This window comes from Xenorhabdus thailandensis, assembly GCF_037996785.1.
Taxonomy (GTDB): Bacteria; Pseudomonadota; Gammaproteobacteria; order Enterobacterales; family Enterobacteriaceae; genus Xenorhabdus; species Xenorhabdus griffiniae.
In genome coordinates this window covers 381,954-400,823 of record NZ_JBBMXF010000007.1, presented here as the reverse complement: position 1 = coordinate 400,823, position 18,870 = coordinate 381,954, and the positions used below count along the sequence as shown (strand labels likewise).

16 protein-coding genes and 1 pseudogene are annotated in these 18,870 nt (G+C 40.2%); 8 read left to right on the top strand and 9 right to left on the bottom strand.

The window, feature by feature from the left end; all coding sequences use genetic code 11:
• Positions 1–6 precede the first annotated feature (6 nt).
• Positions 7–945: an ADP-glyceromanno-heptose 6-epimerase gene (gene rfaD / locus AAC853_RS04425; RefSeq protein ID WP_340613783.1), complete on the bottom strand. Its 939-nt coding sequence runs from the start codon at positions 943–945 to the stop codon at positions 7–9.
• A gap of 278 nt (positions 946–1,223) precedes the next feature.
• On the opposite strand from rfaD, the gene kbl reads away from it, so the two are divergent.
• Both kbl and tdh read left to right on the top strand, forming a co-directional pair.
• A complete protein-coding gene (kbl, locus tag AAC853_RS04420; RefSeq protein WP_338804074.1) occupies positions 1,224–2,420 on the top strand; it encodes a glycine C-acetyltransferase in 1,197 nt (398 codons plus the stop codon).
• Positions 2,421–2,429: 9 nt separating this feature from the next.
• Positions 2,430–3,455: an L-threonine 3-dehydrogenase gene (tdh, locus tag AAC853_RS04415; RefSeq protein WP_338883832.1), complete on the top strand. Its 1,026-nt coding sequence runs from the start codon at positions 2,430–2,432 to the stop codon at positions 3,453–3,455.
• Here tdh and AAC853_RS04410 read toward each other — a convergent pair.
• On the bottom strand, positions 3,452–4,483 hold the full coding sequence (locus tag AAC853_RS04410) for a divergent polysaccharide deacetylase family protein (protein ID WP_340613782.1): 1,032 nt from the start codon (positions 4,481–4,483) through the stop codon (positions 3,452–3,454). The genes tdh and AAC853_RS04410 overlap by 4 nt on opposite strands.
• A 16-nt stretch (positions 4,484–4,499) precedes the next feature.
• Positions 4,500–5,813 (bottom strand): murein hydrolase activator EnvC, encoded by a 1,314-nt coding sequence (gene envC, locus AAC853_RS04405; protein ID WP_340613781.1) that lies wholly within the window; start codon positions 5,811–5,813, stop codon positions 4,500–4,502.
• A gap of 329 nt (positions 5,814–6,142) precedes the next feature.
• On the opposite strand from envC, the gene AAC853_RS04400 reads away from it, so the two are divergent.
• The 4 genes from AAC853_RS04400 (at position 6,143) to cysE (ending at position 8,984) form a co-directional block, all read left to right on the top strand.
• Positions 6,143–6,580 carry a rhodanese-like domain-containing protein gene (locus AAC853_RS04400; protein ID WP_273557776.1) on the top strand — a complete coding sequence of 146 codons (438 nt, stop codon included), beginning with the start codon at positions 6,143–6,145 and terminating at the stop codon, positions 6,578–6,580.
• Between the two features lie 73 nt (positions 6,581–6,653).
• The gene (gene secB / locus AAC853_RS04395; RefSeq protein ID WP_340613780.1) at positions 6,654–7,124 is read left to right on the top strand and encodes a protein-export chaperone SecB; all 471 of its coding nucleotides are present in this window, start codon (positions 6,654–6,656) and stop codon (positions 7,122–7,124) included.
• Positions 7,124–8,143, top strand: a complete 1,020-nt coding sequence (gpsA, locus tag AAC853_RS04390; RefSeq protein ID WP_340613779.1) for an NAD(P)H-dependent glycerol-3-phosphate dehydrogenase — start codon at positions 7,124–7,126, stop codon at positions 8,141–8,143. Before secB ends, gpsA begins: the two co-directional genes overlap by 1 nt.
• Positions 8,144–8,162: 19 nt before the next feature.
• Entirely contained in the window at positions 8,163–8,984 is an 822-nt protein-coding gene (gene cysE, locus AAC853_RS04385) for a serine O-acetyltransferase (RefSeq protein WP_340613778.1), read from the top strand.
• 93 nt (positions 8,985–9,077) lie between these two features.
• Here cysE and trmL read toward each other — a convergent pair whose 3' ends face one another.
• A complete protein-coding gene (gene trmL / locus AAC853_RS04380; protein ID WP_340613777.1) occupies positions 9,078–9,581 on the bottom strand; it encodes a tRNA (uridine(34)/cytosine(34)/5-carboxymethylaminomethyluridine(34)-2'-O)-methyltransferase TrmL in 504 nt (167 codons plus the stop codon).
• A 75-nt stretch (positions 9,582–9,656) separates the two neighbouring features.
• On the opposite strand from trmL, the pseudogene AAC853_RS04375 reads away from it, so the two are divergent.
• Together AAC853_RS04375 and AAC853_RS04370 are read left to right on the top strand one after the other, a co-directional pair.
• Positions 9,657–10,324 (top strand): annotated as a pseudogene (locus AAC853_RS04375) (IS1 family transposase).
• Positions 10,325–12,043: 1,719 nt separating this feature from the next.
• Positions 12,044–13,177 (top strand): ISAs1 family transposase, encoded by a 1,134-nt coding sequence (locus AAC853_RS04370; RefSeq protein ID WP_340613776.1) that lies wholly within the window; start codon positions 12,044–12,046, stop codon positions 13,175–13,177.
• Positions 13,178–13,978: 801 nt separating this feature from the next.
• Here AAC853_RS04370 and AAC853_RS04365 read toward each other — a convergent pair.
• The 5 genes from AAC853_RS04365 to fnlA are packed head-to-tail and all read right to left on the bottom strand — an operon-like array spanning position 13,979 to position 18,853.
• A complete protein-coding gene (locus AAC853_RS04365; RefSeq protein WP_340613775.1) occupies positions 13,979–14,383 on the bottom strand; it encodes a WbuC family cupin fold metalloprotein in 405 nt (134 codons plus the stop codon).
• Positions 14,370–15,584: a glycosyltransferase family 4 protein gene (locus tag AAC853_RS04360; protein WP_340613774.1), complete on the bottom strand. Its 1,215-nt coding sequence runs from the start codon at positions 15,582–15,584 to the stop codon at positions 14,370–14,372. The genes AAC853_RS04365 and AAC853_RS04360 overlap by 14 nt, the downstream gene beginning before the upstream one ends.
• Positions 15,584–16,714, bottom strand: coding sequence for a non-hydrolyzing UDP-N-acetylglucosamine 2-epimerase (gene wecB, locus AAC853_RS04355; RefSeq protein ID WP_340613773.1), 1,131 nt, complete (start codon positions 16,712–16,714; stop codon positions 15,584–15,586). The genes AAC853_RS04360 and wecB overlap by 1 nt, the downstream gene beginning before the upstream one ends.
• Entirely contained in the window at positions 16,714–17,817 is a 1,104-nt protein-coding gene (gene wbjC, locus AAC853_RS04350) for a UDP-2-acetamido-2,6-beta-L-arabino-hexul-4-ose reductase (RefSeq protein ID WP_340613772.1), read from the bottom strand. Before wbjC ends, wecB begins: the two co-directional genes overlap by 1 nt.
• Position 17,818: 1 nt before the next feature.
• Positions 17,819–18,853 carry a UDP-N-acetylglucosamine 4,6-dehydratase/5-epimerase gene (gene fnlA, locus AAC853_RS04345; protein WP_340613771.1) on the bottom strand — a complete coding sequence of 345 codons (1,035 nt, stop codon included), beginning with the start codon at positions 18,851–18,853 and terminating at the stop codon, positions 17,819–17,821.
• Positions 18,854–18,870 lie beyond the last annotated feature (17 nt).

Sequence of the window (18,870 nt, the reverse complement as noted above, 5' to 3'; positions counted from 1 at the left end):
AATCGATTAATTATCCTGATTGAGCCATTGCATATATTCAGCGACGCCTTCGGCAACCGTCTTGAACGGTTTTTGATAGCCAGCAGCGCGAAGTTTTGTCAGATCTGCCTGAGTAAAACTCTGGTAACGGCCTTTTAATTTTTCTGGAAAGTCGATGTATTCCACGGCTGGAGATTTTTCTTTATGGAATTCAATCACAGCATTTGCGACAGCCTGGAAAGATTCAGCGCGGCCTGTTCCACAGTTAAAAATGCCGGAAACGCCATTTTGCCAGAACCACAGATTGACGGCGGCAACATCGCCAACATAGATAAAATCGCGGCGGAAATTTTCACTGCCAGCAAATAACTTCGGATTCTGTCCCTGGTGAATCTGGTTATTTAAATGATAGGCGACACTCGCCATACTGCCTTTATGACCTTCGCGCGACCCGTACACATTGAAATAACGGAAGCCGCAAATTTGGGAATTTGCATGGGGCAAAATATCACGAACATATTGATCAAATAGGAACTTGGAGTAGCCATAGATATTGAGAGGTTTTTCATATTGGCGCTCTTCAATAAAATTGTCACTGCGGCCGCCATAAGTAGCAGCAGAAGAGGCGTACAGGAAGGGGATTTGGCGCTCAAGGCAGTAATGCAGAACATCTTTAGAATACTGATAATTATTGTCCATCATATACTTACCATCCCATTCTGTTGTGGATGAACAAGCACCTTCATGGAAAATAGCATCAATGTCACCTAAATCATCACCTGCCACTATACTGGCAATGAAGTCTTCCTTATCCATATAATCGGTGATATCCAAATCAACCAAATTGACGAACTTTGTGCCGTCTTTCAGGTTATCAACAACCAGGATATCTTTATAGCCCTCATCATTCAGTGCCTTGACAATATTGCTGCCAATAAACCCTGCGCCACCAGTGACAATAATCATTTGGCTCACCTCTAAATAGTCAGTTCACTTTATACCCAGCTTTATTACTGTAACTTGACGTCTATTGGGTATATCTTTGTTGTGTATAATAGCACTTAACCCCACTGACGACAGCAGCTTAGGCAGGGAAATATCCTGAAATCTTGCTGTATACCAGACACTGAGGCGTGATCAGCTTTACAAAGTTGAGATTAACTTTCTCGTTGTGTCGTCACTAGCAGGATCTATCAGTAAAATACATCAGGCCTTTCACTTAGTTAGGGATTCAGGAGAGAAAAATGTCAGCGTCGTTTTACCAGAAAATTAATGAGCAGTTGGAACAAACCCGCTCCGAAGGATTATTCAAAAGTGAACGTATAATCACTTCTGCCCAGGATGCCAATATTGCTGTTGCGCAGGGTAACCAAGTTATTAATTTTTGTGCCAATAACTATTTAGGCTTAGCTAATCACCCTGACTTGATTGCTGCGGCAAAAACAGGCATGGATAGCCATGGTTTTGGTATGGCATCCGTTCGCTTTATCTGTGGCACACAAGATTCCCATAAAGAATTAGAAAATAAGATTGCTGAATTTTTAGGTATGGAAGATGCCATTCTGTACTCATCATGCTTTGATGCAAACGGCGGTCTGTTTGAAACCCTATTTGGGCCAGAAGATGCCATTATCTCCGATGCTTTGAACCATGCCTCTATCATTGATGGCATCCGCTTATGCAAAGCAAAGCGTTACCGCTATGCCAATAATGACATGCAAGAATTAAGGGTGCAGTTGGAAAAGGCAAAAGCGGACGGTGCGCAAAATATCCTGATCGCAACTGACGGGGTATTTTCAATGGATGGCGTTATTGCTGACCTGAAATCTATCTGTGACCTGGCTGATGAATTTGGTGCATTGGTCATGGTGGATGATTCACATGCAGTTGGCTTTGTTGGCAAGCATGGTCGTGGCACTCATGAATACTGTGATGTTATGGGACGTATTGACATCATCACCGGTACGCTAGGTAAGGCACTGGGTGGCGCATCAGGTGGTTATACTGCCGCGCGTAAAGAAGTGGTTGAATGGTTGCGTCAGCGTTCACGCCCATATTTGTTTTCCAACTCACTGGCTCCCGCCATTGTCGCTGCATCGATCAAGGTGCTGGATATGCTGAAAAGTGGCGATGATCTGCGTGAGCGTCTCTGGAAAAATGCGAATTTGTTCCGTGAAAAAATGACAGCGGCAGGTTTCACACTGGCGGGAGCAGATCATGCGATTATTCCTGTTATGTTGGGGGATGCAAAACTGGCGCAGGAATTCGCCGCAGAACTGCTGAAAGAAGGCATTTATGTGATTGGGTTCTTCTATCCGGTTGTGCCGAAAGGTCAGGCGCGTATCCGAACCCAGATCTCAGCCGCCCATACTGAAGAACAAATTGAACGTGTGGTGGCTGCATTTATCCGCATTGGCAAGCAATTGGATGTCATTGCTTAAGGTATCATTATGAAAGCATTGTCCAAATTAAAGCCAGAAGAAGGTATCTGGATGACAGATGTGCCTACGCCGGAGCTTGGGCACAATGATGTGATGATTAAAATCCGTAAGACTGCTATTTGTGGGACGGACGTTCACATCTATAACTGGGATGATTGGTCGCAAAAAACTATCCCTGTCCCGATGGTAGTGGGGCACGAATATGTTGGTGAAGTTGTTGCGATTGGTCAGGAAGTAAAAGGGTTCAAGGTTGGTGATCGTGTATCTGGTGAAGGCCATATCACCTGTGGTCACTGTCGTAATTGTCGTGCTGGACGTACACATTTATGCCGCAATACCACGGGTGTGGGTGTGAACCGTGAAGGTGCTTTTGCTGAATATCTGGTTATTCCCGCATTTAATGCTTTTAAGATCCCAGACAATATACCCGATGAGCTGGCTGCGATTTTTGATCCATTTGGTAATGCAGTACACACTGCACTGTCTTTTGATCTGGTGGGAGAAGATGTACTGGTATCAGGTGCTGGTCCTATCGGGATTATGGCAGCAGCGGTATGTAAGCATGTTGGTGCCCGTCATGTCGTAATTACGGATGTCAATGAATACCGCCTTGAGTTAGCTCGTAAAATGGGGGTTACCCGCGCTGTGAATGTCAGTAAAGAAAATCTAACTGATGTCATGGCAGAACTGGGAATGACAGAAGGTTTTGATGTTGGGTTGGAGATGTCGGGTGCTCCACCAGCGTTCCATACTTTGCTCAATACCATGAACCACGGTGGGCGCATTGCTCTGTTAGGTATTCCGCCTTCGGATATGGCGATAGATTGGAACCAGGTCATCTTTAAAGGATTATTTATCAAGGGCATCTACGGGCGTGAGATGTTCGAAACCTGGTACAAGATGGCGGCTTTGATCCAATCTGGCCTGGATTTATCCCCGATTATCACTCACCAATTCTCGATTGATGATTACCAGAAAGGCTTTGATGTCATGCGTTCAGGGCAATCTGGCAAAGTTATCTTAAATTGGGGTTAAAAATTAGCGCAGGCGTCTTTGGTTTTTTGGGCGCCTGCTTGATCGTTTTCTGGTCGAGTTTCCGTTTTATTTTCCAGAGTGTGTTTTACTTCTGTTTTGTCTGACGCTTTTTTTGTCGTGTAATTCCCCAAAAGTTTTTGCATGTACCGATTTAAGGTATTAAAGATGACACTGTTAGAGAATGCCTTTTTGACCATCTTGAGATACTCCAACTGAGTGGCTGGTACATGTTTTGGCTGATGGGGTTTTATGCACTTACGTGCAGTTTGATGATCTAACAACCGGCTGGGTGTTACCAGCTCAATATCACTGGGTAATGTTGCAAGTGCTTGCTGTAAGGCGCGTATGGTCGTGGGATGTGGGTGTCCAATTGCAACGGCAGAACCTCGCTTACGGGCAAGTGAAATTGCTCGGTTAAATTGATGCCATGTTTCGGCTTCGGTTTGAATATTATCCAAAAATACATTTCTTCGGATCACGGGAACAGGGGTTCCCATTGCTGCTTTGGTGACCTGTGTATTGCCTATTGTCACACTGTCCAGAAAGTAAAGGTGATAATGGGCTAACGTTTGCATTACCTTTTCCATGCCACTGAGATTAGATGTCATTGCACTGCCCATATGATTATTCATACCAATAGCATGGGGGACTTTCTGTATCGCATCTTGAATAATACGGGCAATTTCTTCCTTGCTCATGGCAGGATGGAGTGTATTTTTTTCCAGAGGTTGCCTGCCTAATGGGGCCATTGGCAAGTGGATTAAAATCTCCCTTCCCTGCTGATGAGCTTTTTCCGCCATTTTCCTGCCATACGGAGAGTTGGGCAGGATGGCGATAGAAACCGCAACGGGCATTTGTAAGATTTTATTTTCTTCATTAACACGATAGCCAACATCATCAATGACAATGGCTAAACGTGCAGCTTGTGCATTTAAAGTAAACAGCAATGATGTGAAGAATAGCGGTATCCAAGATAAAAAAGTGAATACATTAACCCGCTTTATTAATCGATACCGCATCTTCACCATGACTTGTGTTCCTATCCTATTTTCCTAACCACGGTAAAGGGTTAACAGCCTGCCCTTGACGGCGGATTTCAAAGTACAGAGACGGTTGTTGTTGTCCGCCGCTGTTGCCAACCAACGCTATTGGCTGGCCTGCCCGAACCTGTTGCCCAACACTGACCAATGTACTCTGGTTGTAACCGTAAATGCTCATATCACCTTTACCGTGTTCAATCACAACAACCAGTCCATAGCCTTGTAGCCAGTCTGCCAGCAAGACACGCCCATCTGAAATTGCCCTGACTTCTGTTCCTTCCGCTGCCGAGATAACGACGCCTTTCCAGCGAAGCTCACCTTGTATTGCTTCACCAAAACTATGGATGACACGACCGCGTACTGGCCAGATTGCTTGCCCTGCAGGACGCCCAAGGCCACCAGTTCGAGCCATGAGAGCACGTTCTTCTTCTGTTGGCTTATAGCTGGAACCTTTTTGTTGTGCTTGTTTCTGCTTAGCAGCAACTTGGGCACGAACACGAGCTGCTTCACGTGCTTCACGTTCAGCACGCGCTTTTGCTTCCCGCTCAGCTTTGGCAATTTTGTCTCTCAGTCTGGTTTCATTCTGCCGAAGCTCAGCCAGACTCTGTTGATCTTTCTTCAATGAAGATTCGAGTGTCGTTAATGTTTTTTGCCGTGCAGTGCGGGCAGTTTCCATCTTTTGCTTTTGCTGTTTTTGGCTGGCCAGTATCGCTTTCTGTTCACTTTGTTTTTCTAGTTGCAGTTTTTTTTGCTGGTTAAGTTCTTCGGTTGTTTTTTGCAGTTTAGCGATAGTTTCCTGACGAGCCTGATTTAAATAACTGTAATAGGCGAGAATACGTTCTTTGCGCTGATTTTCTTGCCCATTGAGCAACAATTCTAACCCTTGGTGATTTCCTTGCCGGAATGCAGCATCCAATTGGTTGGCAAGTAATTGACGTTGCTCTTTTTGTTGTATTTGCAGCTGCTTGATATTGGTATTTAGTGATGAAACGTCGTTTTCTAGTTTCTCCAGACGATTCTGTGTTGTATGCAGCGAACGTCCCACTTCGGAGATAGTATTTTCTTGTTCTTTTAATTGGTTGAGCAAGTCTGCACGTTGTTTTTGTTGCTGTTTTACGCTTTTCTCTTTCTCGGCAATATCTTGTTGAATATCTTTGAGCTGATTTTTATTCTCTGAAATTGGATTAGCGAAAGTATTTGTACTGAAACTGAGAAAGGTGAATAACAAGGCACAGAGTTGTAACACTCTGATTTTATTTTGCAGTTTGTATTGCCTCTGCCGATTCTTACGGCTATTGAGATCCTTATTTTCAGCCATCTTATTGGGTACCCTGCTGCTACATAGCGCCTGATTATTTCATGAGGAATTGCCCCTGACCAGAGAACAGACTGTTTTTTATCATTAACATAAGCTTTAGTTAATTTAGTCCATTTATGGTTGAAGATCCTGCCTGGAGCCAGTGTTACATGAAATATTTTATTGGTGCATGACAATCAAGTTGTTCTCGGTATGTTTTTTAATTTTTCTCGAAACTCTCCGCAAAATCTGCATTGGATTGATGCTAATTGGCTGTAATTGAGGCAACACACAGGTATACTCTTCTACCTTAGATATTTGTTATTAACTAACGGGAGTTGTTGCCCTCCATGCTGCAAGAAATCATGCAATTTATTAGCCGGAACACGATCCTGAGCCTTGTCTGGATTGCATTGCTGGTGGCTGTCATTGTTATGACGGTAAAAAGCGTGTTCTCCAAGAGTAAAGAGATCACCCGTGCTCAGGCCATCCATTTCATCAACAAGGAAGAAGCTATCGTCGTGGATTTACGCTCCCGTGACGATTTTCGCAGAGGGCATATTATTGGTTCCGTTAACCTGACGCCATCTGAAATTAAAGACAGTAATTTAGGTGAGTTGGAGAAACATAAAAAACAGCCTGTTATCGTAGTTTCAGCGAATGGGCTAGAATCCAGAACACCAGCGGAAAATCTGGTTCGTTTAGGCTTTGAGCAGGTTTATTCCCTGAAAGAGGGGATAGCTGGTTGGGCGGGTGAAAATCTGCCATTGGCTCATGGCAAGAGATAACGAACTTAGCTGCAAGTAATAGCTCTTGCATTATTGAACAGTTTAAGGACATCTGAAAAAGGTAAACATCATTATGTCAGAACAAAACAACACAGAAATGGCTTTCCAGATCCAGCGTATTTACACGAAAGATATTTCTTTCGAAGCACCAAAAGCCCCGCAGATTTTCCAGCAGGATTGGCAGCCGGAAGTTAAATTGGATCTGGACACGGCTTCCAATGAATTGGTTCAGGGAGTTTATGAAGTTGTTCTGCGTGTTACCGTTACGGCGACACTGGAAGAAGAAACTGCGTTTCTGTGTGAAGTTCAGCAAGCGGGTATTTTCTCTATTGATGGTATTGAAGGAACCCAGCTGGCACATTGCTTAGGTGCATATTGCCCGAACATTCTGTTCCCATACGCCCGTGAGTGCATCACCAGCTTGGTAAGTCGTGGTACTTTCCCACAACTGAACCTGGCACCTGTTAACTTTGATGCGCTGTTCATGAATTATCTGCAACAGCAGGCTGAATCTCAGCCTAATGAGGCTGGACAGGAAGCCTAATGAATACTGCTTCTATGACAGTGATCGGTGCCGGTTCATACGGCACCGCTTTAGCCATTACTTTGGCTCGCAATGGGCACGATGTTGTGCTTTGGGGGCATAACCCTGAGCACGTCAATGCGTTGCAACAAGCGCGTTGTAATCAGGCATTTTTACCAGATGTTTCTTTTCCTGATAGTTTACGGCTTGAGACTGATCTGAAAAGTGCTGTTTCAGCCAGTTGTAATATCCTGGTAGTGGTTCCCAGCCATGTTTTCGGTGATGTCTTACAGCAGATAAAACCATATTTACAACAGGATAGTCGCATTGTTTGGGCGACCAAGGGGCTTGAAGCGGAAACAGGGCGCTTATTGCAAGATGTCGCTCGTGAGATATTAGGTGATAAAATCCCCTTGGCCGTAGTTTCTGGCCCGACATTCGCAAAAGAGCTGGCAGCAGGTTTACCAACGGCGATTGCGGTTTCTGCCACCACACCTGAGTTTAGTGAAGAACTGCAACAGTTTTTCCATTGTGGTAAAAGTTTTCGAGTCTACAAAAACCCGGATTTCATTGGGGTGCAGCTCGGCGGGGCAATAAAAAATGTTATTGCAATTGGTGCAGGGATCTCTGATGGTATGGGATTTGGAGCTAATGCCCGTACAGCTTTGATCACTCGAGGATTGGCGGAGATGAGCCGCCTTGGTGTGGCGTTGGGGGCTGATCCTTCGACATTTATGGGAATGGCTGGATTGGGTGATTTAGTTTTGACCTGTACCGATAACCAATCCCGTAACCGTCGTTTTGGTATGATGCTGGGAAAAGGTATCAGTGTTGATGAAGCGCAGCGTGAGATCGGACAAGTTGTTGAAGGATATCGCAATACTAAAGAAGTTCGGGCCTTGGCGGAACGAGTGGGTGTTGAAATGCCTATCACAGAGCAGATCTACCAGATACTATACTGCAATAAAAATGTGATTGAGGCTGCCCAAACATTATTGGGAAGAGCTACCAGGGAAGAGGGAGAAAACTCTCACTCTTAAGTAAAACGGGAATGCTGATATGTCGCGATCAGAACTTAACGAAGTCTGGGAACATATAAAAAATGAAGCAAAAGTTCTGGCTGATTGTGAACCTATGTTAGCCAGTTTTTTTCACGCGACACTACTAAAGCATAGAAATCTTGGTAGTGCCTTGAGCTATATGTTGGCAAATAAGCTAGCATCACCGATTATGCCTCCCATCGAAGTCAGAGAAGTCGTTGAAAATGCATACCGCAGTGATCCCAAGATGATCGAATCGGCAGCCTATGATATCAAAGCTGTTCGACTACGCGATCCAGCAGTAGATAAATATTCGACACCATTGCTCTACCTTAAGGGTTTCCATGCACTACAGGCTTACCGCATTGCACACTGGCTGTGGAAACAAGATCGCAAGGCATTGGCAATTTATCTGCAAAACCAGATCTCAGTTTCTTTTGGTGTCGATATTCATCCTGCTGCAAAAATTGGTTGTGGCATTATGTTAGACCATGCAACTGGCATTGTGATTGGTGAAACGGCGATTGTTGAAAATGATGTTTCCATTTTGCAATCTGTAACGCTTGGTGGTACGGGTAAAACAGTAGGAGATCGTCATCCGAAAGTACGTGAAGGCGTGATGATTGGTGCGGGAGCTAAAATTCTCGGAAATATAGAGATTGGTCGTGGTGCAAAAATTGGGGCAGGCTCGGTTGTATTGAGATCAGTGCCACCTCATACCACTGCGGCAGGCGTACCAGCGAGGATCGTTGGTAAACCGGAAAGTGAAAAACCATCTTTGGATATGAACCAGCATTTTAATGGCATCAATAATGGATTTGAGAATGGGGATGGAATTTGAAATTCTGTTCTTTTCTTATGAGCATTAGCATTAATAGATAATTAATAAGATAGGACATTCAGCGAGGATTAGGTACTGAATGTCCTATTAATCTTAATCCCGCAATAACGCACCTGGATAACCCAGCTGCCGCCATGCTTCAAACACAACCACTGCCACAGAATTTGACAGATTCATGCTACGGCTATCTGGCAGCATAGGAATTCTGATTCTCTGTTCAGGTGGCATGTTATCTAATACATAAGACGGCAAACCACGGGTTTCCGGGCCAAACATTAAGTAATCACCATCACAATAACTCACATTACTGTGCGCCGGAGTGCCTTTTGTAGTTAAGGCAAACAGACGCGCTCCAGAAGGAGACTGTGAATTGACGAAACTAAGTCCTTCACTTTCCAAGAATGCATTGTAATCGTGGTGTTGTTTGATATTGGCGAATTCGTGGTAATCCAACCCTGCACGACGCAGGCGTTTGTCATCCCATGTGAAACCCAAAGGTTGAATGAGATGAAGTTGACAGCCAGTGTTGGCACACAGGCGGATTATATTGCCTGTATTAGGCGGAATTTCTGGTTCGAATAGGACTATGTTTAGCATGTTTTTATTAAATTGTTACAATTTATTGAATAGCGTAATAGTATATCTATTTGGAGAACATACCGATGGCAAAGAATAGATGTGATCTACCCATTTTGTTGTACAGTTAAAGAGTGCTACCGTAATGGACGCTCTTGTTCTGGTCACCAACGTTATCTCTGCCAATCCTGCCGTCATTCTTGGTAACTTAAATTCACTTATGTCGCATGTCATACTGGCACACATCAGCAAAGCGTAGATATGGACATGAATGGGATGTCGTGTGACAGTGCATGTCATGGGGAGTGGCCTTAATATTGTCCTTCGTCATTTAAAAATCTCAGAACCAATTTGTCACTGAGGCCAATTTTTCCTAGCACCGAAGTGATTGTCTACTGTGAAATGGATGAGTGGTGGTCGTCGTATGTGAACAAAAAAGAGTAAGCCCGGATGATTCTTTTATTATGCCTACGGCAGGATCAGACGAAAAGTGAGCCTAAGAACAAAAAAACATTGATGAGTCTGGTGGCTTTGCTGGCTTCTTTCAACATTGTGGTTATATGACCAATGGTGGGGAGGTGATGAAAAAACGCTGGTAGGGAAACTCCATGTGAGCAAGCGTTATACCCAGTATAGGGAGACATAACCTGAATCTCCGTCAGCATGTGGCAAGACAGATTTGTTAGACGCTGCCTTTTTGAATATCCATAGATATGCATGATAAGGTCATTGGGTATTACCTGAATATTCGTCATTATCAATAAATTGGAATCATGACCAAATGCACGAAAAAATTATTGGTACTTCAATTAAAATAACCCCCCCAATTATAACTTGAGGGGGAGAGGAATTATTTTAATGGTTTGATTTTGAGAGAATCCGAGTAAGAATTAATTACATAATTTCCATTTTTTAAATTATCCCCGTTTAATGTGTATTTCTTATTTCGCTCTATAAATTTAGTATCTGCTCTAAAGATCGTAATATAATTGTATTCATGAACATAACTTGATATATCTCCTCCGCAAGTCCATACATCATTGTTATAATATTTATCCCCCAAAGACCAACACCACCATGATGTATGAAAAGGTGACATGAGATAATTATATATGTATTTTTCGAAACCAGTTGAATTTTGAATTATGAAATAAGATTTATCGTTATTAGACATCATGGGTTTAAGTTCATCAACATATTTTTGAACTTGCAATCTTGATTCAAGTAATTTTTTATCAGGTGTTATTCCCTTAATGTCTTTTCTAATTTGGCTAGATGAAAAAAATGCTAAAATAAAAATTACAATTAATATGGTGGTTAATTTTCATTTTTCATTTTTTATTAGTGAAAAATACATTATCATGGATACAGATAGCCAGGCAAAATAGTAAGATGCTGCGTATCGCTCAAATGAAGCTAACCTAATTCCTTCATATTCTGAAAAAAATACCAAATAACAAAAGAAAAGAAATACAACGTAAGCAATAGAACATATAAACAAATAGATTAAACTAATGAAATTGTCAATTAGATCAGTGAACTTTCTGTTTATCAACAATAAAAATAAGCTTGATAAATTAAAAAACACACAAAGTAATGTTATTCCAAATAGAGATAGATTTAATTCCTTTGATGATAAAACAAAAAAATTTGTTCGAAAAACTCTTTCTAATAGGGCATTTACTGTAGCACCAAATCTATCAATTAATGGATGCCTCATATACTCAGTCAATGATGGCACAATAGTGTCAACAGAGATTTCATGGATTGAGATATAAAATGACCATGATTTATATCCTATTGTTACAATGACAATTGAAACTAAAAAATATAAAAATGAATAAGATAATTTTCTGGCTAATTTGCATTCGCTTGAATTTATGTAACATCTTATGGAGTAAATTCCGGATATAAAAAATGCAAATACTAAACCCACTTGTTTAATAAGTGGCAAGGTGAGTAATAAAATTAATAATATTATAAAATTATTGGTGTTTTTTTTAGATGTTATCGCGAAGGACAATGCAGATGCAAAATAAGCTCCAAGGAGTCCATCTACATAAATATGGGATAGATCATATCTAAATGAGTAGAAAACTAATGTTAAAAATAAGATGTATAAAATTGATATGATTTTCTTTTTAGAAAAACAAGATGCTATAAATAAAAAACATGATATAGTAAATGCTTGCTGTATAGCTAAGATAAATGGCTCTGACCAGCCTTTAAAGTATAAAAAGAAATATTGAAGAGTTTGTTGACCTGGTGGATATGTTTTAAATGCTTTATGGATAGGAGTATCTAAAGTATAAAAAGAGTTTGAATCAAAAATAGTTTTTATACTAAATGCCCAATATGAAAATTCATCCCAACCAGTAAATAGAAAGTTCAGGGTGAGAGCGTGAATTTTTTGTTAACAAAATTTAGGGTTGACGGATAAGAAAAAACATCATCTCATCCTTCTTTTTTTAGGAAGTATTCTCATGAGCATCGATGCCTTTTCTCAATATTTCAGTACGTTAACAGACCCTCGCCAGTCGTCTAAGATCAGTTATCCTTTGTTTGATATCCTTTTTCTGGCAATTACATCCATCATCGCCGGCGCGGAAGGATGGGAAGATATTGAAGATTTCGGCGAAACGTATCTGGACTGGTATCAAAAAAAATCACTTTTCCCGAATGGAATACCGGGACATGATTCTATCGCTCGACTTATTTCTCGTCTCAATCCTGTTGAGTTTCAGCACTGTTTTATCCAGTGGGTTCAAGGGATTAATGAACGTTCTGAAGGGGAAATTATCGCCATTGACGGGAAAACATTGCGGGGAACTTATCACGGCAAGGATCGGCAGTCGATGCTCCACATGGTAAGTGCGTTTGCCACCCAGAATGGCGTTGTGATGGGGCAATTGAAGACAGACAAAAAGTCCAATGAAATCACTGCGATCCCTAAATTACTCCGTTTGCTGGATATCAAAGGCTGCCTGATAACGATTGATGCGATGGGATGTCAAACGAAGATTGCGGAACAAATTGTGCAGCAAGAAGGTGACTATCTTCTGGCGGTGAAAGGCAATCAGGAAACGCTGTATCACGCCGTCAAGAAGGCGTTGTCTGCGCAAGTCTCAGCAGTGAGTCATGCCGAAAATATCACGATAGAACAAGGGCATGGTCGTATAGAAGCGCGTGAATATCATGTATTGTCTGCACAAGCGTTATCCCAACCATTTCCTGAATGGAAAAACTTAAAAAGCATCGGCGTAGCAATCGGGTATCGAATTAATAATAAAGGAAAAGAGTCGCTCGATTATCGTTATTACATCAGTTCAGCGGAGCTAAACACGGATAAATTTGCGACCGCTGTCAGGAGCCACTGGGGGATCGAAACACGATTACACTGGGTTCTTGATGTCACTATGGGAGAAGATGCTTGCCTTATCCATCGGGGAGAATCGGCTGAAATATTGGGATGTATGCGTCATATCAGTGTCAATATGTTGCGGGTAGAAACAACCAAAAAAGTGAGTATTCGCCGAAAACAACGGCTTGCGAGCATGGATATTAACTATCTGGACAAGGTATTAGTCGCAGGATTTACGGTATTGGGCAAGAAGTGAGCATTCACGCTCTTGCCCTGATTCTTGGTTCCTTTATTATTAAAGATTATGTTTTTGATTGGTTTATTATTTCGATACCAATCTATCATCTATTGAGTATGTGAAAAATAGAATAAGGTGATATGTAAACAAACAATGGGTCATAACTTTCAAAAGATTGTAATGATGTTTTTCAATATATGAGCTAGTGAATTTTTTATGAATTTCTATTGAACGTGAGAACGAATTGTTCTTCTTGCTAATTGATTGAAATAGATTAGAAAATTGAGATTTTGCTACTCTGTGCATAACACATTATGGTTGGGTAAGATCTTGCCTATTAAGATAGTTTCTTGGCTCGATTTTTCTGGTGCAACATTCATCCAGAGTACAAAATGTTTTGCACGAGGCAGACATGCTAGAATCCCAGCCCTTAGCCACTAGCACTTGGGCTTCGTCGCTTTGGTTTTATCTTTCGGTTTTACGAGAGAGCTCCTGATAATGTCATAGATAGTGGAACAATCAATACTAAGAGCCAGAACGATATTATAATAACTCAGGTGCCGCTCAAATCGGAGTCACAGACTTCAAAACAAATGTCCATAGAGGTTTTCACATTTCTCTTTTACGCGTTATATTCGGCTTTACAAAAGTGAGAGCAACCAGTAATTATTAGGCAGCATGATGATTTGGTGTAATTATTTTCGCCAAAGCCAATTATGTCTTATCATCATGCCGCAGACTACCTTAACAAATATACATTTTGGCATTACTAAAAAACAGAAAGCCTACATTTCGTCAACCCATAACTTTGCTGTATTATCACCAGAGTGGAAAAACTTTTGCATAGTTTGGATCAAAAGGGCCTTCTTTAATCTCCATCATTAATGCCTTGGGCGAAATACATTCAACGCTATGTATATCTTTAGGAGAAAACTCAACCACGGATATAGGTGTATCAGGGCCAACAATGAAAGTTTGGTTGATTTTTCCATCAGTTTCGTATAAACATACTTTAACTTTGCCTTCCATAACGACAAACATTTCCCACTGGTTGGCCAGCTCATGATAGTGAGGTTCAACATAACTTCCTTCAACCATTGCAATAAGTAATCGTTGAACCTTTTCTTGATGAGAACTATGTAACAAATAATGAGAGCGCTTGCGGTCAGAAAGGTGTGCTTCATCGTATATTTTTTGCAACAGGCCATCGTCAATTAACAGCATTTTCAGCCTTCAATATAATTTCAATGAGTTGTGCAGCAGATGTGACAGAGAATTGCTCTTTTAGAAGTTGGTGAGCTCTACCCCCGAGTTTTTTCCGTAATTCTTTATCCAGAAATAGGTTTTGTGCAGAAGTGAAAAGCTTGTCATCCTCACCATTAATATGAATGAACCCCGCTTCGTTACTGTTTATTACGTCTAAGAGATCATTACCTTCATTCACGCTGCCAAGAATAGGTAAAGCCTGCGCCATGTATCCTAGTAATTTTCCTGGAAAATTATGAGAGGAATGATATGCTGAAAGAGAGAATAGGCCTATATCAACTTCTTTGAGGATATATTTAAATTCCTGCTGACTTACTGATGGTAAGTAGCTGAAGTTTCTTAATTTCCATTCTTCTGCGAGAGATTTAATCAGTTCAACTTCTTCTCCTTGGCCAATAAAAAGGAAATGAGCTTGTTCATGACACTGCATATTACGAGCTAGACGCATCAAATTAGCCATATCTTGAGCATGGCCAATATTTCCACCATAAAAGAATACAACTTTATCTTGAAGTTTAAGGCGATCACGAATAGAAATATAATCTTTTCCGTTTTGAAATAGAGGAGTAGAACTAGCCCAATTTCTCAATATTTCACAAGTGTGACCTTGATTTACGGAAAGGAACACTTCAAGATTTTTTTCAGACATTAAGCCAATGCAATTAGCTTGATTGTAAGAAAAATGTTCAAAGATACGGAAGTATTTTTCTATCATCGATCCTTGTTTCAACATTCCTGCATCAATAACCCATTGAGGGAATAAATCACGGAGAATTAAGTATGCGGAACAATGACAGCGTTTTTTCAATTTGCGAACTAAACTTCCCCAAAAAATGGAGGGGGAATAGTAAATAATACCATCAAAAGTGTTTTCAGTAACTAAGTGACGAATAGCTTTCCAAGCCTGATAAGAAAGTAGTGTTTCATTTATGGCCCGGAAAAATCTACTAACATCCTTGATAGGGCCATTTTTAAAACGCCAGATAGTAATTCCATCTAACGTGACGATGTTTATTTTTTGTTTCTGCTGGGAATCTGGCGTTATAACAGTAATATTATGTCCTCTGGAGCGCAGTTCAACTGCTAGTTCATGAAACATTTTAGCTCCAATGCGAGTACTATGAGGTAAATAATCATCAATGATTAAAACAAGATTCATTAATATTCTTTCCAGACAACTCGTTTCACATAATCTGTGTAGGAATGAATTATTCTGACAACCTTCTCAGAAACATTAGGCATACTATAATCATAAACTTGGCGCAGCAGACGTTCTTTTCCACGAGGCTGTGATTCAAGAATAGTCAATGCTTGTAAAACTCGATCGCATTCTAAACCAACCATCATCACTGATGCTTCCTCAAAACCTTCAGGGCGTTCATGAGCTTCACGAATATTTAGTGCTGGGAAGTTCATAATCGAAGACTCTTCAGTTATCGTACCACTATCAGATAACACTGCACGAGCATGCTTTTGTAAATGATTATAGTCGTGAAATCCAAGTGGTTTTAATAACTGAATATTTGGATGAAATTCTATACGGTTATCGTTGATACGATTACGTGTACGTGGATGTGTGGAAACAATTACAGGTAAATTATATTTTTCGGCAATTATATTAATAAGTTGGGAAAATTTAGTGAGTTGTTGTGGAGAATCAACATTTTCTTCACGGTGGATGCTAACAACAAAAAAATTCCCATTGCGAAGATTTAGTCTATTTAATACATCTGAGTTGTCAATATGTGGCATATAATGTGAAAGCACTTCAAACATAGGGCTTCCGGTTTTAATTACTCGGTCGGCAGGAATGCCTTCTGCTAATAAATAATCGCGAGCAATATCGCTATAAGTGAGGTTAATATCTGCAGTATGATCAACTATGCGGCGATTAATCTCTTCGGGAACTCGCTGATCAAAGCAGCGATTACCTGCTTCCATATGAAAAATAGGTATTTTTCTTCTTTTAGCTGGTAGAGCAGATATACAGGAATTAGTATCGCCAAGAATAAGCATTGCTTCAGGCTTTTCAATTTGCAAAACTTCATCAATTTTAATAATTACTTGACCAATTGTTTCAGCTGCATTCTTTCCTGCTGCATTAAGAAAATAATCCGGTTTACGTACACCAAGATCATTGAAGAATACTTCATTTAGTTCAAAATCGTAATTTTGTCCCGTATGAACAAGAATATGCTCACAATATTGATCTAGTTTTGCTAATACACGTGAAAGACGAATAATTTCAGGACGAGTTCCAACCACAGACATTACTTTAAATTTTTTCATTATAATGGCCTCGCTATTGTATCTGGAGATTCTCGATCGAATATTTCATTTGCCCAAAGAATAACTATCATTTCATCATCACCGATATTAGTAATATCGTGTGACCAACCAGGAACAGTCTCAACTATTTCATAATTTTCATGAGAAACATTAAGTTCATATTTTTCACCAGTAATGACATGTTCAAATTTAAACTTGGCCTGGCCTTTGATGACTAAAAATTTCTCATTTTTAGTGTGGTGATAATGTCCGCCTCTGGTAACGCCTGGATATGCGGTAAAAAATGAAAACTGGCCAGTTGAAGGAGTTTTAAGTATTTCACAGAAAACACCTCTTGTATCACCATGTGTTGGAATCTTATAGTTAAATTGTTCTGGTCGTAAATAACTTAGCCAAGTTGAATATAAGGCTCTGGTAAATCCTGTCCCTACATTTTCAGTAATCAACGTATTGCGACTATTTTTAAAACGATAAATAAGATCTGCAACTTCTCCTACTGTTGTATTATATTCTGGCGTAATTTTCAGATAACCTCTGTGACATTTTTTCTGTAATAAATTAATCAATTCAGAACAAAGATCATCAATATAAATTAATGTTACTTTTGTTAATGGATTGTTGATTTTAATGTCCAGGTTGTTTGCAATATTATAGCAGAAAGTAGACACGAACGAATTGTAATTTGGCCGACACCATTTACCAAATACATTAGGGAAACGATAAATATAATAATCTATATTATTAGCTTCGCCATATTCTTCTATCCATTTTTCTGCTTCTGCTTTACTTATGCCATAGGTATTATCCTTCTCAGCTTGTGTTGAAGAACTCAACACAATGGGAGTTTTTATATTTTTCTTGGCGAGATAATTAACAATTTTTTTTGTTAAATTACTGTTAATTTCAGCGAATTCTGTTTCATCTTTCGGTCGATTACTCCCTGCCAAATGGAAGATAAATTCGGCTTTTTGTAAACCTGAGATAAGGTCTTGTTCAGAGGTATTACGATCAATTTTTATTAGGTCTGTAAAACCTGCTTCTTCAAGACGTAAGCAGAGGTTGCTACCTATAAATCCCTGAGTTCCGGTGATAAGTATTTTCATGTCATGCGTCCAGTTCGTATTCTTCACCAGCACACAAGGCACGGATGAATGATAATTTAAGAAGCAATTTTTTCATACATTCAGTATCTAAGCGTTGTGTATTATGCGAATTGTAATCTTTGACCTCTGAAATACGCTTGTCACCATGTTCAACATATTTACCATAGTTAAGATCACGCAGATCTGGTGGAACTCGATAGTAGTCACCCATATCCTCTGCGGCGATCATTTCTTCTCTACTGAGAAGAGCTTCATATAATTTTTCACCGTGACGGGTACCAATAATATTAATTGGATGTTCGTTGACGTTCAATAAGTCTTTTAATGCGATTGCCAATGTTTCAATTGTAGCTGCTGGTGCTTTTTGAACAAAAATATCACCATTACTTCCATGTTCAAAAGCGTATAGTACTAGATCCACTGCATCTTCAAGTGTCATCATAAAGCGCGTCATATTAGGATCTGTTATTGTCAGAGGTGCTCCAGAACGAATCAAGTCGACAAATAAAGGAATCACAGAGCCACGTGATGCCATAACATTCCCATAGCGTGTGCCACAAATGATAGTTTTGCTGCTGTCTAAGTTACGAGATTTGGCAACCATCACTTTTTCCATCATGGCCTTAGAAATTCCCATGGCATTAATGGGATAAACAGCTTTATCAGTACTGAGGCAAACAACGCGTTTAACTTCATTTACTATTGCGGCTTCAAGAACATTTTCAGTACCAAGAACATTTGTCTTTACTGCTTCCATTGGGTGGAATTCACAAGAAGGAACTTGTTTAAGAGCTGCTGCATGGTAAATATAGTCAACTCCACGTGTTGCGTTAAGTATACTGGAGTAGTCGCGGACATCACCAATATAAAACTTTAACTTAGAGTTATGATATTTTTTACGCATATCGTCTTGTTTTTTCTCATCACGAGAAAAAATACGAATTTCTTTAATATTCGTATTTATGAACCTTCTTAATACAGCATTCCCAAAAGAACCCGTGCCACCTGTAATTAAAAGGATTTTATTATTGAACATGATTTACCTTACATTTA

What these genes read in the sequence shown, in the direction of transcription:
- cysE (WP_340613778.1), top strand. Translation starts at nt 8,163, where the DNA reads ATGTCGCGATCAGAACTTAACGAAGTCTGGGAACATATAAAAAATGAA.
- AAC853_RS04360 (WP_340613774.1), bottom strand. Translation starts at nt 15,584, where the DNA reads ATGAATCTTGTTTTAATCATTGATGATTATTTACCTCATAGTACTCGC.
- AAC853_RS04370 (WP_340613776.1), top strand. Translation starts at nt 12,044, where the DNA reads ATGAGCATCGATGCCTTTTCTCAATATTTCAGTACGTTAACAGACCCT.
- AAC853_RS04400 (WP_273557776.1), top strand. Translation starts at nt 6,143, where the DNA reads ATGCTGCAAGAAATCATGCAATTTATTAGCCGGAACACGATCCTGAGC.
- gpsA (WP_340613779.1), top strand. Translation starts at nt 7,124, where the DNA reads ATGAATACTGCTTCTATGACAGTGATCGGTGCCGGTTCATACGGCACC.
- fnlA (WP_340613771.1), bottom strand. Translation starts at nt 18,853, where the DNA reads ATGTTCAATAATAAAATCCTTTTAATTACAGGTGGCACGGGTTCTTTT.
- trmL (WP_340613777.1), bottom strand. Translation starts at nt 9,581, where the DNA reads ATGCTAAACATAGTCCTATTCGAACCAGAAATTCCGCCTAATACAGGC.
- envC (WP_340613781.1), bottom strand. Translation starts at nt 5,813, where the DNA reads ATGGCTGAAAATAAGGATCTCAATAGCCGTAAGAATCGGCAGAGGCAA.
- wbjC (WP_340613772.1), bottom strand. Translation starts at nt 17,817, where the DNA reads ATGAAAATACTTATCACCGGAACTCAGGGATTTATAGGTAGCAACCTC.
- wecB (WP_340613773.1), bottom strand. Translation starts at nt 16,714, where the DNA reads ATGAAAAAATTTAAAGTAATGTCTGTGGTTGGAACTCGTCCTGAAATT.
- rfaD (WP_340613783.1), bottom strand. Translation starts at nt 945, where the DNA reads ATGATTATTGTCACTGGTGGCGCAGGGTTTATTGGCAGCAATATTGTC.
- tdh (WP_338883832.1), top strand. Translation starts at nt 2,430, where the DNA reads ATGAAAGCATTGTCCAAATTAAAGCCAGAAGAAGGTATCTGGATGACA.
- kbl (WP_338804074.1), top strand. Translation starts at nt 1,224, where the DNA reads ATGTCAGCGTCGTTTTACCAGAAAATTAATGAGCAGTTGGAACAAACC.
- secB (WP_340613780.1), top strand. Translation starts at nt 6,654, where the DNA reads ATGTCAGAACAAAACAACACAGAAATGGCTTTCCAGATCCAGCGTATT.
- AAC853_RS04410 (WP_340613782.1), bottom strand. Translation starts at nt 4,483, where the DNA reads ATGGTGAAGATGCGGTATCGATTAATAAAGCGGGTTAATGTATTCACT.
- AAC853_RS04365 (WP_340613775.1), bottom strand. Translation starts at nt 14,383, where the DNA reads ATGCTGTTAATTGACGATGGCCTGTTGCAAAAAATATACGATGAAGCA.